General features: G+C 47.8%; 16 protein-coding genes. 14 read left to right on the top strand and 2 right to left on the bottom strand.

The features are described 5' to 3' along the window. The first annotated feature begins 64 nt into the window (after positions 1-64). On the top strand, positions 65-2584 hold the full coding sequence (gene hrpB, locus HF638_RS00310; RefSeq protein WP_169478414.1) for an ATP-dependent helicase HrpB: 2520 nt from the start codon (positions 65-67) through the stop codon (positions 2582-2584). A 542-nt stretch (positions 2585-3126) separates the two neighbouring features. Then, a complete protein-coding gene (locus HF638_RS00305) occupies positions 3127-3729 on the top strand; it encodes a general stress protein (RefSeq protein WP_169478413.1) in 603 nt (200 codons plus the stop codon). A gap of 172 nt (positions 3730-3901) precedes the next feature. Here the strand turns inward: HF638_RS00305 and HF638_RS00300 are convergent, their stop codons facing one another. Then, positions 3902-4303 carry a YidH family protein gene (locus HF638_RS00300; protein WP_169478412.1) on the bottom strand — a complete coding sequence of 134 codons (402 nt, stop codon included), beginning with the start codon at positions 4301-4303 and terminating at the stop codon, positions 3902-3904. Positions 4304-4366: 63 nt separating this feature from the next. On the opposite strand from HF638_RS00300, the gene HF638_RS00295 reads away from it, so the two are divergent. From HF638_RS00295 to HF638_RS00265, 7 genes are all read left to right on the top strand, one after another. Next, positions 4367-5515 carry an acyltransferase gene (locus HF638_RS00295; RefSeq protein ID WP_169478411.1) on the top strand — a complete coding sequence of 383 codons (1149 nt, stop codon included), beginning with the start codon at positions 4367-4369 and terminating at the stop codon, positions 5513-5515. A gap of 514 nt (positions 5516-6029) precedes the next feature. Continuing rightward, entirely contained in the window at positions 6030-6404 is a 375-nt protein-coding gene (locus tag HF638_RS00290) for a helix-turn-helix transcriptional regulator (protein ID WP_169478410.1), read from the top strand. Between the two features lie 2 nt (positions 6405-6406). Beyond that, positions 6407-7414 carry a Gfo/Idh/MocA family protein gene (locus HF638_RS00285; RefSeq protein WP_169478409.1) on the top strand — a complete coding sequence of 336 codons (1008 nt, stop codon included), beginning with the start codon at positions 6407-6409 and terminating at the stop codon, positions 7412-7414. 266 nt (positions 7415-7680) lie between these two features. Continuing rightward, positions 7681-8121, top strand: a complete 441-nt coding sequence (locus HF638_RS00280; protein WP_169478408.1) for a ribonuclease — start codon at positions 7681-7683, stop codon at positions 8119-8121. A 14-nt stretch (positions 8122-8135) separates the two neighbouring features. Beyond that, positions 8136-8411 carry a barstar family protein gene (locus tag HF638_RS00275; RefSeq protein ID WP_169478407.1) on the top strand — a complete coding sequence of 92 codons (276 nt, stop codon included), beginning with the start codon at positions 8136-8138 and terminating at the stop codon, positions 8409-8411. A gap of 262 nt (positions 8412-8673) precedes the next feature. Next, on the top strand, positions 8674-9963 hold the full coding sequence (locus HF638_RS00270; protein WP_169478406.1) for an MFS transporter: 1290 nt from the start codon (positions 8674-8676) through the stop codon (positions 9961-9963). A gap of 134 nt (positions 9964-10097) precedes the next feature. Next, on the top strand, positions 10098-10790 hold the full coding sequence (locus HF638_RS00265) for an ArsR/SmtB family transcription factor (protein WP_169478405.1): 693 nt from the start codon (positions 10098-10100) through the stop codon (positions 10788-10790). 191 nt (positions 10791-10981) lie between these two features. Here HF638_RS00265 and HF638_RS00260 read toward each other — a convergent pair whose 3' ends face one another. Beyond that, on the bottom strand, positions 10982-11548 hold the full coding sequence (locus HF638_RS00260) for a TraR/DksA C4-type zinc finger protein (protein WP_169478404.1): 567 nt from the start codon (positions 11546-11548) through the stop codon (positions 10982-10984). Between the two features lie 199 nt (positions 11549-11747). Between HF638_RS00260 and HF638_RS00255 the strand changes: the two genes are divergently transcribed. The 5 genes from HF638_RS00255 to HF638_RS00235 all read left to right on the top strand — a co-directional run bounded on the left by HF638_RS00255 (position 11748) and on the right by HF638_RS00235 (position 15479). Next, positions 11748-12125: a DivIVA domain-containing protein gene (locus HF638_RS00255; RefSeq protein ID WP_024630343.1), complete on the top strand. Its 378-nt coding sequence runs from the start codon at positions 11748-11750 to the stop codon at positions 12123-12125. A gap of 51 nt (positions 12126-12176) precedes the next feature. Next, positions 12177-12611, top strand: a complete 435-nt coding sequence (locus HF638_RS00250) for an Rrf2 family transcriptional regulator (protein ID WP_169478403.1) — start codon at positions 12177-12179, stop codon at positions 12609-12611. Positions 12612-12647: 36 nt separating this feature from the next. Then, positions 12648-13145, top strand: a complete 498-nt coding sequence (locus HF638_RS00245) for a metallophosphoesterase family protein (protein WP_169478402.1) — start codon at positions 12648-12650, stop codon at positions 13143-13145. Positions 13146-13395: 250 nt separating this feature from the next. After that, the gene (locus HF638_RS00240; protein ID WP_169479108.1) at positions 13396-14310 is read left to right on the top strand and encodes a sugar phosphate isomerase/epimerase family protein; all 915 of its coding nucleotides are present in this window, start codon (positions 13396-13398) and stop codon (positions 14308-14310) included. Continuing rightward, positions 14307-15479: a Gfo/Idh/MocA family protein gene (locus tag HF638_RS00235; protein ID WP_169478401.1), complete on the top strand. Its 1173-nt coding sequence runs from the start codon at positions 14307-14309 to the stop codon at positions 15477-15479. The genes HF638_RS00240 and HF638_RS00235 overlap by 4 nt, the downstream gene beginning before the upstream one ends. Positions 15480-15530 lie beyond the last annotated feature (51 nt).

Raw genomic sequence — 15530 nt, 5'->3', positions numbered from 1 at the left:
ATAATGCTAACATTCGAATACTGAGGCTGAAGAGTAGTAGGGTACATTTATTAGGAGCGATCATATGCATATAGAGTTACCGATACAAGAGATTATTCCGGAGTTAAAGCAGTTATTTCGGGATCAAGATACAGGTGTGTTAATTGCAGAACCGGGTGCGGGAAAAACGACTGTTGTACCGCTGGCTTTGCTGGAGGAACCGTGGGTTGCGGGAAGGAAAATCATTATGCTGGAACCCCGAAGGCTGGCCGCGCGTTCAGCTGCATCGAGATTGGCGGCTACACTAGGGGAAAAAGCCGGGCAAACCATAGGGTATCGTGTACGCATGGATACACGGGTGAGTCAGGCAACACGTATTGAAGTTGTGACGGAAGGCGTGTTGACCCGGATGTTGCAGCAGGATCAGGGACTTGAGGACACGGCAATGATTATATTTGATGAATTCCATGAGCGTCATCTACACGGGGATTTGGGTCTGGCTCTGGCCTTGGAATCGCGAGCGATGTTACGTCCAGATCTGAAATTGCTGGTGATGTCGGCGACCCTTGATCCTGTTCCGGTCTGTGCATTGCTAGGTGAAGGCACAAAATCAATTCATTGTCCGGGTCGCACGTTTCCGGTGGAAACACGATATGTGCCTAGACCGGCAGCTATGCAGTTGGAACAATTCACGGCTCAGACGGTGACCAGGGCATTAGCTGAGCAGGAGGGAGACGTGCTTGTTTTCCTTCCTGGCACAAGAGAGATACACCGTACAGAGCGAGAGTTATTAAACGCTTCTCTTCCTGCGCATGTGAAAGTTCATTCCCTGTATGGCAGTATGCCAGTGGAACAACAGGATGAGGCCATACGCCCGGCCCCTGAGGGGGCGCGCAAAGTTGTACTGTCCACCTCCATTGCGGAATCCAGTCTCACACTCGCTGGAGTTAAGATTGTGGTGGACGCAGGGCTGAGCCGAGCATCGGCATTCTCGCCGCGCACGGGCATGAGCCGACTTGTCACCCTGCCGGTGTCCAAGGCGTCAGCCGATCAACGGCGGGGTCGTGCAGGGCGAATTGCCCCGGGGGTGTGTTACCGGCTATGGAGCGAAGAGGTTCATGGGGGACTGCCTGAGGCAGCTCGCCCGGAGATCACCTCCGCGGATCTTGCGCCGCTGGCGCTGGAGCTTGCCGTCTGGGGTGTTCAGTCCCCAGCAGAGCTGCAATGGCTGGACACCCCGCCTGACGCCGCCTACGGCCAGGCACAGGCGCTGCTGCGCCAGCTGGGCGGCCTGGACGACGCAGGCCGCATCACGCCCTTCGGGCGGCGGATGAACACGCTTGGCGTGCATCCGCGACTGGCCAGCATGCTGCTCCGCGCGGCGGAGCTTGGGCTGGCCAGCTACGCCAGCATGCTGGCGGCACTGCTGCAGGAGCCTGCCGGCCTCCGCAGCAGTGGCAGTGCAGGCGCGGGCACGGACCTCCGCCCGCGCGTGGAAGCGCTGCTGACCGCGGACAGCAGCGGCATGCCGCAAGCGGCGGCGGCTGTCGCAGACGGCGCGGCCGTGCGGCGCATGCTCCAGGAGAGCCGCCAGCTGCGCTCGGCGCTCGGCCCGGCGGCCGATCCGGTGCGGCCGGATGAGGACAGCTGCGGATTGTTGCTGTCCTTCGCCTATCCGGACCGGATCGGGCAACGCCGGGAGGACGGCCGCTATCTGCTGAGCAGCGGCCGCGGCGTACGGCTCGCAGCGACAGAATCGCTGAGCCGTTCATCGTATCTGGTCGCAGCCGAGGCAGACGACCAGGGCGCAGATGCGCGCATCCTGCTGGCTGCGCCGTTGCAGGAGCAGACATTGTTGCAGGCAGGTCAGCACCTGATGAACAATGAAGTGGAAGTGGCCTGGGATTCCAATACCCGCAGTGTGCGAGCACACAAGAGACTTCGTATTGGAGCCCTTGTGATTAAAGAGAGCAGTATTGCACAGCCACCTGAAGATCTGGTGCTGGAAGCACTGATAACGGGAATAGGAATGGAAGGGCTGGATTGTCTGCCTTGGACAAAAACATCCAGACAACTTGCGGACAGGCTGCGGTTCCTGCATCTTCATCTACCTGAGTGGCCTGACCTGATCGAAGATGATCTGACCGAAGAACTGGCAGAACATCTTGCCCCTTATCTGACAGGCATGCGATCGGTAGCGGACCTGAAGAGATTGTCGATGCATGATGTATTGCTCGGTGGACTGAGCTGGAATCAGCGACAACAACTGGACGATGAAGCGCCGACGCATATACAGGTGCCAAGTGGTTCCCGAATTCCCGTAGACTACAGCCGACCGGAGGACCCTGCGCTGGCGGTTAGACTTCAGGAGATGTTTGGACAACAGGAGACACCGCGTATAGCTGGTGGGCGAGTTCCATTGACCATCCACTTATTATCACCGGCGCAGCGACCTGTACAGGTTACAAGAGACTTGTCCAATTTCTGGCGAGAGACATATTTTGACGTCAAAAAAGATCTGAAAGGTCGATATCCGAAGCACTATTGGCCGGATAATCCCCTTGAAGCGGTCGCCACAAATCGGGCCAAACCACGGGGTTATTAGCTCGATGACTTCGTTTTTTCAGATATCAACTATGTGGTTTCCCAAGGGAGCTTCATCAGGCACAGACTCTGCTGAACAGCGGGAGCGCTAACGAACCTGTGACGTCTTATTCAGCGATTTGAAGCGTCCGCAGAAATCTAAGGAATCTGAAACACGCTATTTTGGAAAACCCAGCCGTTAACAGCGTGTTCGTCAGGTGATTTTGGTAAATAACGTGTCTCAGGTTCCTTACAAAATAAAATGAGGACCCGAAGGCTAAATCAGACGTCCTCGGTTCCTTAGAAAATCGTCTGGATAATTCACCAGGATCAGCCAGCCTATACTTCAAGATGTTTGGACGCCCACGTCCTTCAACGTAGAGCATGCCTGAAAATGTATCACATGCCTGAGTTTGAAGGCACATCCTGATGAGGCATGAAAAGGAATGAAACTCAGCAATTAATTGATATCCACACATATTATATTGACTTGCAAGCGTTTGAAAGAAAACAAGGCGGGTAATAACATAGCGAACCACTCAATAAGATGAGGAGGGATTCACTATGCAGAAGAAAATCGTAGGTGTGTTTAATACAGAACGTGAAGCATCTCAGGCTATCGAGGGTCTGAAAGCACAAGGATTCACTTCAGACGAAATCTCTGTTGTTACGCAGGATCGGGATGAACTGAAGGCGATTCGGGAAGAGACGGGTACGAAAGCCCCTGAAGGCGTGGCTGCGGGTGCAGCAACAGGTGGTGTACTTGGTGGGGTAGCCGGCCTGCTCGCAGGTATCGGTGCACTGGCCATACCCGGCATAGGACCAATTCTTGCCGCAGGCCCTATCGCAGCAGCATTTACCGGTGCAGCTGTGGGTGCAGGAGCTGGCGGATTGGTGGGTGGACTGGTTGGTCTCGGTATTCCGGAAGAGGATGCCAAACAGTATGAGGAGTATGTACAGAATGGCAAAATCCTGTTGCTCGTAGACTCTACGGATCGGGACACGGATGTGTATGATGTGTTCAGCAGCAACAGCCAGTATAATCGGGAGAGAGCCCAAGTCCATGGCGGAGATGTGGCTGCCGAACGCCCGGACCTGGATATGGAAGAACGCAGATTGGAAGCCCAAAACAAGGCAACGCGATTCGGTAACAATACATTCCTGTAATCGTTTCACAGATTCGGTTGATATGTAATAGAACTCAATGACATAATACCTGTAAATGGAATGACATATATGATCCACCAGATGGTCATTAGCCGGTTTCCTTAAGGGAAGCCGGCTTTTGTCCCTGTGTGACATTTGGGCATCAATAATGGCGAATGGTGTTTTTACCCAGTCAGGCAGGGAATAACAATACATAGAGCAGTACAGCCAAAGCGAGCCCAATCACCAGTAGCATCATGGTCAGAAAACGAATTAATCCGGTCGACGCCTGATACGTTTGCTCATTGATTTGTGTACGCTTCCGATGATAGGCTGCTGCCGAATACACAATGATGGATATGCCGCCAACCAGAGAAGTGATACCTGTAATGATTGCGGCAATGTGTGCAAGACGATCATACGCCGAGGAGTTAAAGCCAAATCCGGCAGCAAGAAAACCAATACCCGCCATGGCAATGCCGGTGCGAACCCAGGCCAGAAAGGTTCGTTCGTTAGCCAGATGCTGCTGAACATATTTGGAGTCGATCGTGGCGATGTCCTTGTCAGCTATAGAAATGTGAATCACCCCGTTCATCAGATATACGGCTTCATTTCATTATATCTCTTATCGTAAAACCAAGAAAGGACGGCTGAATGTATGCCTCGCAGAGAACGAATTACAGAAATCGAGAGCTTAAGGGGACTGGCTTTTGCAGCAGTGGTTCTCCAGCATTCCATCGCACATTACTCTCTGGTACCGGAAACGAAACTGGAGGATGGCGTGTTATTGGCCATACTGCTGATGCTCTCCAAATTTGCAGTTCCTTTGTTCATATTCATAACAGGAATGGTACTTTTTTATAACACGGGAGACAAGCTGCATTACGGCAAGTTTATGAGAAAAAGAGTAACCGACGTCATCGTGCCTTATCTCATCTGGTCACTTATTTACTTTACACTAGCACCACGGGGCTGGACGGGATTTGGATGGAATGACATCCCAGACTTAGGCCTGAAGCTGATTACTGGCAAAACAACTTCACACTTTTGGTACATTATTATGCTGATCCAGTTTTATCTGTTATTTCCGCTCTTCTTGCGAGCCATTCGTTATGTATATAACCGCTACGAGGCCAAGGGGCGTATGATCGCTCTGCTGATTTCGGGCGTTGTGTATCTGGTGCTCGCAGATCAATTAGGCAACATTGCCAAATTCATGGGCTGGCTGAATATTCCGGTACTGACAGATGCTTTTACAACGTATGCAGACCGTAATTTCCTCTATTTCTTTATTTATTTTGTGCTTGGTGCAGCTGCGGGGTTATCTGTCCAGCACTGGAATGAATGGATTCATCGGTTACGCTGGGTATATTGGACGGTGTTTATCGTGCTGGGTCTTCGGTTTACATATTTATTAATGCTGGAGTTTCAGAAGCCGGAGGGAATCAAAATTACATTCTACACGGTCAGCCTGATCCGGCCTGATATGGCGCTCTTTCTGATTGCTTCGATTATGGTCATGTACCAGCTGGCCGGCAAACTGCGTAACCTTAGGGTTACACGATTGCTGGGATGGATTGGTGGTGTATCGTATGGCGGATATCTGATGCATATGTTGATGCTGCGGTATAGCTATATTCCGGATGAACTGTTTTATGTTGCCATGGGCTGGAACCCTGTCGTCCGAATGATCATTACCTGGTTGTTGGCTCTCACATTATCCTGTGTACTGACATGGCTTATCTCTCGGGTAAGCTGGGGCAAATGGATTGTGGGAACCGTACCTAAATCTTCACGTAACAAATGAATCCATCAACATATGAAAAATTCATAATAGTTTACAATAGCTGTACAAAAGTGTACATGTGTACGGAAGTATAGGAACAAGGAGCACAAAACCCAGGAGCACAGATATTACAGCTTTTGCACAGTTTTTCTTGTAATTAAAATTGGATTACACGACTCCCTGAATCCTGAAATAAACAAACTTTTGAATCAATTTCATAACTCACTAAAAATGAAATTCTGTAACTGGATATAGACAAATTGAACCGTTTCGATCTATATCCAGCCTTGATTGAAGCAGCTAAAGGTATTATGAAATTGATTCTTTTGAATAAAAATTAAAATTTCATTACCTGAAAAATTCACAACAGAAAACTTTTTTCCGTGCTTCCTCTATGTTGGTACGTATTCATACGATTTCTTGCTCGCCCTCCTTGAAGATGGATAAAAGGGAGGCAAAGCGGAGAAAGATGGCAGAACCCGAACATAAGTTTTATAATACTAGATATATAGGTTCTGACAGGAGGGGAATGAACGTGGCTTTTATGATTGCACAGCGGGCATTTATCAAGCTGTATCTGATTACGATGGTTGAACAGCACAGGGGATATGGTTACGAGATGCTGGAGGAGATGAAGCAGGAATTCAAAGACTACGGTTATGTACCACCCCAGAGCGAGGTATATCGGGCATTACATGAATTGGTACAGCAGGGTGTATTTTATCGCACGAAGAAGCTGAAGGGTAACGATCCGAAGGTCGATTTTCAGGAAATCGTTTTATATCATTTTACGGATGATGGTGCGGAGAAAGCCGAATTATACAAGAAACAGGTCAAAACAGATCTGGATCGTTGTCTAGGCATGTTACACAAGGCAGAAGAGGACAATTACGGTACGAAAGGAAGATGAGCATGAATAGACAGTTACAGTGGGGTGTACTCGGTACGTCAACCATTGCCAAAAATGCAGTCATTCCGGCGATCCAGCAGTCCGAACGTGGTGAGGTGCTGGCGATTGCCAGCCGTAGCAAAGAAAAGGCGGAAACCCTTGCCGAAGAACTCGACATTGCCAGATCGTATGGCAGTTACGAAGAACTCATCTCTGATCCGGACATTGAAGCCGTCTATATTCCTCTACCTAACCATATGCACAAAGAATGGACCATCAAAGCTGCACAGGCCGGCAAACACGTGTTATGCGAGAAACCAGCAGCCCTGAATGCAGATGAATCGGCAGAAATGATAGAGGTATGTCACCAGCATGGCGTTCTTTTTGCAGAAGCGATTATGTATCGATATCATCCCAAGCACAGACGTGTGCAAGAGATTATAGCTAGTGGAGAGATTGGCATCGTCAGAGCCATCCATGGCAACTTTACTTGTAATACCGCTGATGATAAGGAGAATGTAAGGTTCAAAAGAGAGATGGGCGGCGGATCATTATTCGATCTTGGCGTGTATCCGATCTCGGCCGCCCGGATGTATCTGGGACAGGAACCGGAAGCGGTGACGGTACACGCGCTATTCTCGGACGAGCATGATGGCGTTGATATGATGGCATCGGGACTAATAGAGTTTCCGAATTCGGTAGCCTTAACTTTTGACTGCGGCATGTGGGCTTCAGGACGAGCGGAGATGGAGATTCTCGGGACGGAAGGGCGAATTGAACTGCCAAAAGTGTTTGGCTGGGAGAACAGCGATATTCCACCTCAGATTATTGTGCACACGGATTCGGTCAGTCGTGAGGAACGTGTATCGGTATCGAATTCCTATGTGCTTCAGGTAGAGACGTTCGCAGCAGCTGCACTTGAAGGAGAGGCTTTGCCTTTCAGTCCGGAAAATACCATTCAGAACATGCGTGTCATTGATGCGTGCCTGGAATCGGCGCGAACTCGTCAACGTGTGCAGCTGATCGATTAGACCAATTCGTACCAGACCAAACATACTAGAAAATGCAGACTCCATCTTCAGGATGAGAGTCTTTTTTCTATCTTAAAATGTTAGAATTATAATATTTTACAATTAAATCGTATTCATTTGATATTTATACCAAAATCATGTGATATAAATAGTCATGGGATGACTTGTTTACTATAATCTAGCAGAACGTATAACTAGACAGTTACAGCTTGCACAATGCATATGTGGCAACGTTCATCTACTATGAGGATCGGGAGGCAGGATTGATGAAAAAACTACTATCAACCGCTTTACTGGCATTGTTGTTAACGTTCGTTTTCTTGACAGGTTCACAGTTCACTTCAGCCCCACAGCAGAAGGCATCTGCTGCAACATGTACCATCATCAATACGTTTACGGGTGTAGCAAACTATTTGAGTGCAAACGGAACGTTACCATGTAACTTTATTACCAAATCACAGGCAACAGGACTCGGCTGGGTAGCTTCACAAGGAAACTTGGCTGTCGTCGCTCCTGGGAAAAGCATCGGCGGAGACACATTCGGCAATCGGGAAGGGCTTCTGCCAGCAGCGAACGGACGGACATGGCGCGAAGCGGATATCAACTATACTTCCGGCTTCCGTAATTCGGATCGCATTGTGTATTCCAATGATGGACTCATCTACAAAACGACAGATCATTATGCATCATTTACACGTTTAAAATAGAGGAAGGGGCAGTCATGAATATTGTGATTCTGGATGGAGAAGACTTTGCGAGTAGTGCTGAGCTTCATCATCAATTAAAGGAAAAGCTGGCTCTGCCGGATTTTTATGGCGGTAATCTCGATGCATTGTGGGATTGCCTGACGGGTACGATTGAACTTCCACTTGAGTTAAAATGGACCAACTACCGAATTAGCGAAGAACGACTGGGGAATGAAGCAGACCGGGTACGTGATTTGATGTTGGAGGTACAGGCTGAGCAGTCTGAGTTTCAATTAACTGTTGAGAAGTAGGCAGAAAATGAAGGCAGTTCAAATATAATCCGTCCAGCCGAGCAGACCACATGTGGTCTGTTTTTTTTGTGTTATAGAGGTTGTCCAAAAAGGTTGTTAAAAAATTCTTTGTGTTGATTACGAATCATCTGAAAGAAGAGCGAGTTTTTTACTTTACTTAATTGTCGTTAAAATTATTTTCACGGAGGTATTGATTTCTGCATAATGTACGTTAAAATAAAATTAACATGAAAAATATTTTAACGTTAGGGAGTGGAAAGTCATGAACGATAGTACAGCAGTTGGCAAACAAGGTATAGGTGAGTTAATACGAATCAGGCCCTATATGCAATTTATGCTCAGTAGAGTTGTATCCAGATTTGGTGATTCCATTGATTCGATTGCATACAGCTGGATGGTGTATATTCTGACCGGTTCGAAAGTGTTGATGGGTACGTTGCTGGCGGTGAATTTCTTACCTAATATCCTCCTGGGTCTTTTCGCCGGTGCTTTGGTTGATCGCATGTCTCCCAAAAAAGTGATTGTGATTACCAATACGGGTCGCGGTTTATTCGTTGGGATTACAGCCCTATTGTTCGGACTGGGTCAACTCGAAGTGTGGCATCTGTTTGTCATCACGATTCTGAACTCTTTGCTGGAATGCTTCACTACTCCTGCGGAAGTGTCCAGTGTGCCCAGATTGCTTCCCCAATCGATGCTGCTCTCCGGTAATGCCATGTCGTCTTCCGCAACCAGAGTGGCAGAACTCGCAGGACTTGCAGTGGCGGGTGCACTCATTGCTTCAATAGGCATTGCATGGACGATCTTGGTAGATGCGGGGTTGTTTGCGCTAAGTGCTTTAATTATGAGCCGAGTAGGCTACCCTGGAGTATCAACATCTGCTAACAGTGAAAATGAGACATCAACTGAAATACATTCTCTTCGATCCGAAAAAAAGAGTATATTCTCCGAAATGGCGGAAGCCTTTCATTTTCTCCGTAAACAGGCCTTATTGCTAATCGTCTCCATCCTGTTTGCCTTCGTTAATTTCTGCCTGATGCCGTTCAATGTTCTCCGTACACCGTATGTCATTGAAACGCTGCATGCTGGCGCTTGGGGATTAAGTCTACTCAGTGGGCTGATGGTGGGAGGTATGTTGCTTAGTGGTGTGTGGTTGACGCAAAGGGGAGCGAATTATCGTAAAAGTGTGCTGGTCATCAGCGGTATTGTCATGTTGGGTCTGAGTTATGCCATGACGGCACTCCCAGCTTATATGACGTCCTTCCAACTGCCGGTTGCAGCGGCCTTTTGTCTACTGATGGGAATGGGGATTCCACTGGCTACAACACCGCTGGCTACCTATCTTATGGAAGTGACCCCTTCCGAGATGCTAGGCAGAGTGTATGCCCTTCAGAGTATGCTTGTCTTGAGTGTTGCACCACTTGGAAGCCTGATTTCGGGAGCACTTGCAGATTGGATGACCATGCCTGTTCTGTTTATCGTCTTCGGTATTATGCTTGCCATGTCAGCAGGTATGCTGCTATTTAGCAAAAGTTTTCGAACTGCGTTGTGAAGTACATTCAGAAGCGATCATTATCCGTTTTTATGTAGCATGTCATCTCTGGGATGTTTTGACCGAAGCCCTGAAACAGCGGTATAATAGAGTCATCGATGAGCAACAGGTACCCCGGAAATGAGGATACAGGGATGCAGCACAAAGTTCTATCCACAATTGAAGAAATTAAAATCTACTCCGATCCGTATCGGATTCAGATTATGAATATGTTTAACAAGCAGGGCAGAGCATCTACAGTCAAAGAGATCGCTGATCAGATGGGTGAGGTACCAGCCAAAGTGCATTATCATGTGAAAAAGCTGGAGAAAATCGGTCTGCTCACCATCGTTTCCACGCGGGAGATTAATGGGATTATTGCGAAATACTACGAACCGTTTACCGGAGAGATCCATCTTCGTCATGAAGATGAAGACAAGGAAAACTCACCATTGAAACAGGTATTTCGGTCTGAAACGCTCAAACTATTAAATGAGATGTTCGAACAAAGTCGTCAGCGATTCATGCATCAGGCGGAAAACGAAGATCGGATGTTTCTCTCGGACATCACGCTGTATGCAACCCGTGAGGAAGTAGAGCAATTGTATAAGAACATCATAAAACTCTGTGAACCCTATACAACAAAAGAGAATCAACAAGGGGAACATGAGGTCTTTCAGTTATTCTCTGCCCTCTCTAAACCTATAGTGAAAATACCTGTGTCTAAGACAGATGCAAAAGAGAAAAAGAAAGCTACCTCCGGTAAGGGCAAATCAACTTCGAAAACGTCCCGAGCTGATTCTAAACGGCAGGATTCTGCAATATCAGGTAGTGAGTCGAAAGAATAACGGGCGGAATAAGTGTTCAGCGTTATCGCTGGAAACAAGTAACGGCAAACGTGGGAGACCATGTTGTTGGAGAAAACTAGAAAAAGCCGCCATTGGCGGCTTTTTAATGCGTGATAAGACAGGATAACGGTGGTGTATCCTATTGAATCAAATTCAATTTTGACGCATAACCGTTCCAGTTCATAACCACGTTACATGTTCTCATCATAGTCTTTCACATCACGTTTGGCTGCAGTTGCAGGGGAGTTGGATGTACCGTATTCTTCGACCGCTTCCCAGGCATCAGCGTTGTCAAACTTGCCGGCGTTACGTTGTCTTACTTCTCCAGCGCCACTCGGAGGCATGGTCATTACTTCTTCTTCAACGGGCCGATCGTTGCTGATCTCCCGATTAGGCGTGTCATCAATACAGTAAGCGGTATAGGGGATAGCCTCAAGTCGTTCGAAGGGAATATCTTTTCCGCAAGTTACACAGGTTCCGTATGTACCTTGTTCCAACCGTTCCAATGCGTCGTTCACTTGATCGAATTCGTCTGTTAATGTATCGTCGATCGCCAGATCACGGCTGCGTTCAAATGTTTCCGTACCGGCATCTGCCGGGTGGTTATCGTATGAGGACAGCTCACCTGTTGAATCTTTCAGCGACTGGGCCGGAGCACCGTCTTCCATGCTGGATTCAAAATGACGCTGCAAGTTTTCGCGTTGCTCCAAAAGGGCGTTTTTCAGTTCTTGACGTTGATCTTTGGTTAAAGTACTCATAAGGACATGCTCCTTTCCCGTTGTGGGGTGTATGTGTCCTTACCCGAATCGGATGAAAAGCAATCATTTTCATGACGAATAGGGTCGTATCGTTTTATATCTGACGGATTATGTGTTATAAAAAATAGAGAGAGAAAATGCCGTATGTTTTTCACTGGAAAAAGGAACCACGGCTTGGCTTATAATGGAGGTTGTCAATATGGATGAACATATGAAACGAAGATTGGATAAACAAAGACAATTGTTCAAACAATTGGGTGTACAGCTAGATGCGTTATCGATTCATGAAAAACAATTCAATTATAAACTTCGTGGTTATGATCCGGATGAGGTGGACGCCTATCTTGACCTGGTCATCAAAGATTACGAACGTTTCTATGCCAATATTGCAGATCTGATGGACAAATGGCAAGAACAGCAGTTAACGATTCGGGATCTCAAGTCGTCCGCGAAACCGGTGGAAGATCCGACCAAGATTGATCGCAAACAGCTGGATGATATTGTGAAACAACTGGAATACAGTGTGCGACAACTCAAGATCAGAGCACGTCCCGAACAGGATCTGTTCTCTGAATAATGTCAGAATGTCTAGAATGATATTTAAAATGTTCAAAAAAGGTGGTTAATCATGAGTACTCATTTTTCGGTCAGTGTGCATTGTTTGTTGTTATTGTCACTCAGCGCGCCTGAACGAATCACGTCTGCACATATTGCAGGAAGCGTGAATACCAACCCTGTCGTCGTCAGACGGATTCTGGGCGGGCTGAAAAAGGCAGGATTGGTGAATTCCTCTCCTGGAACAAGAGGTTTCTATTTGGCGAAGCCATCCAATGAAATTACATTAGACATGATCTATCAGGCTGCCAAGGATGAAGGTCCATTGTTCCCGATTCACGGCAATTGTAACCCGGATTGTGAAGTGGGCTTGCATATAGACAGCCTCTTGACCAATCTGTATCAGGTTGCAGAGTCCAAGGTGGAGCAGTTCTTCGCATCCATTACCCTTGAAGATATGGAACGTTCCAGTTCCCAGATGTTAGCTGTCCCATCGCAGTCAGAGTAGATTGTAATCAGAGGTAAAGGAAAGGTGGGTTGTTATATGAAAATTGTAGTCATCTCCGACACGCATTGTTCACGAAAATCACGCAAGTTACCAACTCAACTCCTTGATGTATTGCCGAGCGCAGATCTCATTCTTCATGCCGGTGACTGGTCGGATTGGAGTGTACATCCATTGCTTAGTGAGTATGCACCAGTTGAAGGGGTAGCTGGTAATACAGACCCGTCCGAAATCGCTGAAAAGCTGGGGTATTCCCGCATTGTAGAGGTAGAGGGACTTCGTCTGGGTCTTGTGCACGGTCATCTAGGGTCAAAGGGTACAGAGCAGAATGCAATTCATACCTTTGCAGGCCAGCATGTGGATGCTGTGATCTACGGACACTCACACATCCCAGTGATGCATACCGTCGATAACACACTGGTATTTAATCCGGGGTCGCCTACAGATCGGCGTTTTCAGAAGCAATATTCATTTGGCATCATGACCATAGATCAGGGGAAAATACAGGCTGAACATGTGTTCTTTGACCGGGATTAGAGAGATATGCATGGATTGCTAACTATAAACTAAAAGGCATCTTTGAACAGAGGCAGATTCTGTTTCAGGGATGTCTTTTTTGTTTTTTGGTCATTTTGTCACTTGGGAAGTTATCTCTGAATGGGGAATATGCCCTGTTCGTTATCTGTCATTCATCTGTTGGCGTTTCCCCCTATGGTGACGTTCAGTGGAGTGATACAATGCCTTTACGACATAAAATGAATACGTTTACATAAGGAGATGGATCATGATGAAACTGTCTGTATTCACCGTGGCTACCCCTGATATGAATGCAGAAGAATTGGCATCGGCAGCGGCAGCGGCAGGGATCGATGGAATCGAATGGAGATTCCGCGGAATTCCTGAAGATGCGATATCCGAGGAACCTTCTTACTGGAGAAATAATCGATGTTCGGTAGATCCGAGCCGCTGGCAGGAACAGATTCCAGTTTTCCGTGAAGCAGCGGAAGGGCAAGGCAGAAAATCCATCGCACTGGTGCCGTATCTGAACTGTGGAGATCTGTCTGCCACAGAGAAGGCGTTTCAGGCTGCAGTTGGGTTGGGAGCATCAATGATGCGTGTGGGTGTTCCCGGGTATGATCGCAAGACCAGCTATCCTGAGTTGTATCGTAAAGCCGTTCAATACCTGAGTGAAGTGCAGGATCTGGCCAAACAGTACAACATCAAGGCGCTTGTAGAGACACATCATCAGACGATTGCACCGACGGCATCGCTGGCCTATCGGCTTGTGCAATCACTGGACCCACAGCATGTGGGTGTATTGTACGATCCCGGCAATATGGTGCATGAAGGATATGAGAATCATCGGATGGGACTTGAGTTGCTGGGGCCTTATCTGGCTCATGTACATGTAAAAAATGCCGGGTGGTTTGAAGCAGAAGGGAAAGAATCACAAAAGGCTAATGTGACTGAGAAGAGCAGCGGAGTGAATCTGAATACAGCCTGGAAATGTCACTGGACGCCGCTGACTGAAGGCATGATCGATTGGGTACAGATGGTGCTGGATCTTCGTGCCGTTGGGTATGACGGATACTACGGAATTGAGGACTTTAGTGGTGCCTTGGAATCCAAGGCGATGTTACAGCATTTTGCAGACGTTTTCGCCCAAATTGAGCGTCGTGTGGACGAGGAGGAGCAGTCATGAGTATCGTAAGAGTAGCGGTGATTGGTATTGGAAATATGGGAGCATCACATGCCAGAACGTTGGTTGCCGGAGAAGTACCCGGTGCAGAACTGGTCGCCGTATGTGATGTAAGAAGAGAGATGGAGAGCTGGGTATCCAGTCATCTTCCGGCAACGGTCACCTATTGGCAGGATGTTGAGCAGATGATGGCTTCAGGTACGATTGATGCAGTCATTATTGCAACGCCGCATTATGATCATCCGGAACAAGCCATTCAGGCTTTCCAGCATGGCTTGCATGTCATGATCGAGAAGCCGGCCGGTGTATATACGAAACAGGTACGCAAGATGAATGAAGCGGCCGCAGCCAGCGGTAAAGTCTTTTCCATGATGTACAACCAGCGGACCAATCCACTCTATATTAAACTGAGAGACTTGATCGCTTCAGGAGAACTGGGTGAGGTACGGCGTACCAATTGGATTATTACGAACTGGTACCGATCCCAAAGTTACTATGATTCTGGCGGCTGGCGGGCAACTTGGGCAGGGGAGGGTGGCGGTGTACTGATTAACCAGGACCCGCATCAACTGGATCTGTGGCAGTGGACCATCGGCATGATGCCGGTACGAATGCGTGCTTTCTGTTCGTTTGGCAAGTATCGGAACATTGAAGTGGAAGATGATGTAACAGCTTATGTGGAATATGAAAATGGGGCAACAGGTGTGTTTGTAACCACAACAGGTGAAGCACCGGGTACCAATCGATTCGAGGTCAACGGTGACCGAGGTAAAATCGTTATTGAAGACGGAAAGCTTACGTTCTGGAGACTTCGCGAATCAGAGCCTGAATTCAATCAGCGGTTTACCGGAGGTTTTGGACAGCCTGAATGCTGGAAGTGTGAGATTCCGATTACGGGTGTGGAAACAGGTCACCCTGGCCTAATTCGCAACTGGGTTGACGCGATTCGTACAGGCGCACCACTCATTGCTCCCGGTGAGGATGGTATACACGGATTAACATTGTCGAACGCGATGCTGCTGTCTACCTGGACGGATAATTGGGTGGATCTGCCGATCGATGAGGATCTATTCTATGAGCATCTGCAGGAACGCATTGCTGGATCAACGACGAAGAAAGACAAGGCATTCAGTGGCGCTCAACCTGCTGATCTGAGTCAGACGTTTAAATAAAGACGATTTGTTAGACGAATTCATTTTATTAAAAATTTTATAATGGGGATG

The sequence above is a fragment of the Paenibacillus sp. SZ31 genome (genome assembly GCF_012912005.1).
In the GTDB taxonomy this organism is placed as follows: Bacteria; Bacillota; Bacilli; order Paenibacillales; family Paenibacillaceae; genus Paenibacillus.
The sequence above is the reverse complement of the archived record's forward strand: the minus strand, read 5'-3'. Positions and strand labels throughout refer to the sequence as shown.

Excerpts from the sequence above, each read along its gene's own strand:
- HF638_RS00240 (WP_169479108.1), top strand. The coding sequence starts at position 13,396 with ATGAAACTGTCTGTATTCACCGTGGCTACCCCTGATATGAATGCAGAA.
- HF638_RS00305 (WP_169478413.1), top strand. The coding sequence starts at position 3,127 with ATGCAGAAGAAAATCGTAGGTGTGTTTAATACAGAACGTGAAGCATCT.
- HF638_RS00260 (WP_169478404.1), bottom strand. The coding sequence starts at position 11,548 with ATGAGTACTTTAACCAAAGATCAACGTCAAGAACTGAAAAACGCCCTT.
- HF638_RS00255 (WP_024630343.1), top strand. The coding sequence starts at position 11,748 with ATGGATGAACATATGAAACGAAGATTGGATAAACAAAGACAATTGTTC.
- HF638_RS00250 (WP_169478403.1), top strand. The coding sequence starts at position 12,177 with ATGAGTACTCATTTTTCGGTCAGTGTGCATTGTTTGTTGTTATTGTCA.
- HF638_RS00285 (WP_169478409.1), top strand. The coding sequence starts at position 6,407 with ATGAATAGACAGTTACAGTGGGGTGTACTCGGTACGTCAACCATTGCC.
- HF638_RS00235 (WP_169478401.1), top strand. The coding sequence starts at position 14,307 with ATGAGTATCGTAAGAGTAGCGGTGATTGGTATTGGAAATATGGGAGCA.
- HF638_RS00245 (WP_169478402.1), top strand. The coding sequence starts at position 12,648 with ATGAAAATTGTAGTCATCTCCGACACGCATTGTTCACGAAAATCACGC.
- hrpB (WP_169478414.1), top strand. The coding sequence starts at position 65 with ATGCATATAGAGTTACCGATACAAGAGATTATTCCGGAGTTAAAGCAG.
- HF638_RS00275 (WP_169478407.1), top strand. The coding sequence starts at position 8,136 with ATGAATATTGTGATTCTGGATGGAGAAGACTTTGCGAGTAGTGCTGAG.
- HF638_RS00300 (WP_169478412.1), bottom strand. The coding sequence starts at position 4,303 with ATGAACGGGGTGATTCACATTTCTATAGCTGACAAGGACATCGCCACG.
- HF638_RS00280 (WP_169478408.1), top strand. The coding sequence starts at position 7,681 with ATGAAAAAACTACTATCAACCGCTTTACTGGCATTGTTGTTAACGTTC.
- HF638_RS00270 (WP_169478406.1), top strand. The coding sequence starts at position 8,674 with ATGAACGATAGTACAGCAGTTGGCAAACAAGGTATAGGTGAGTTAATA.
- HF638_RS00265 (WP_169478405.1), top strand. The coding sequence starts at position 10,098 with ATGCAGCACAAAGTTCTATCCACAATTGAAGAAATTAAAATCTACTCC.
- HF638_RS00295 (WP_169478411.1), top strand. The coding sequence starts at position 4,367 with ATGCCTCGCAGAGAACGAATTACAGAAATCGAGAGCTTAAGGGGACTG.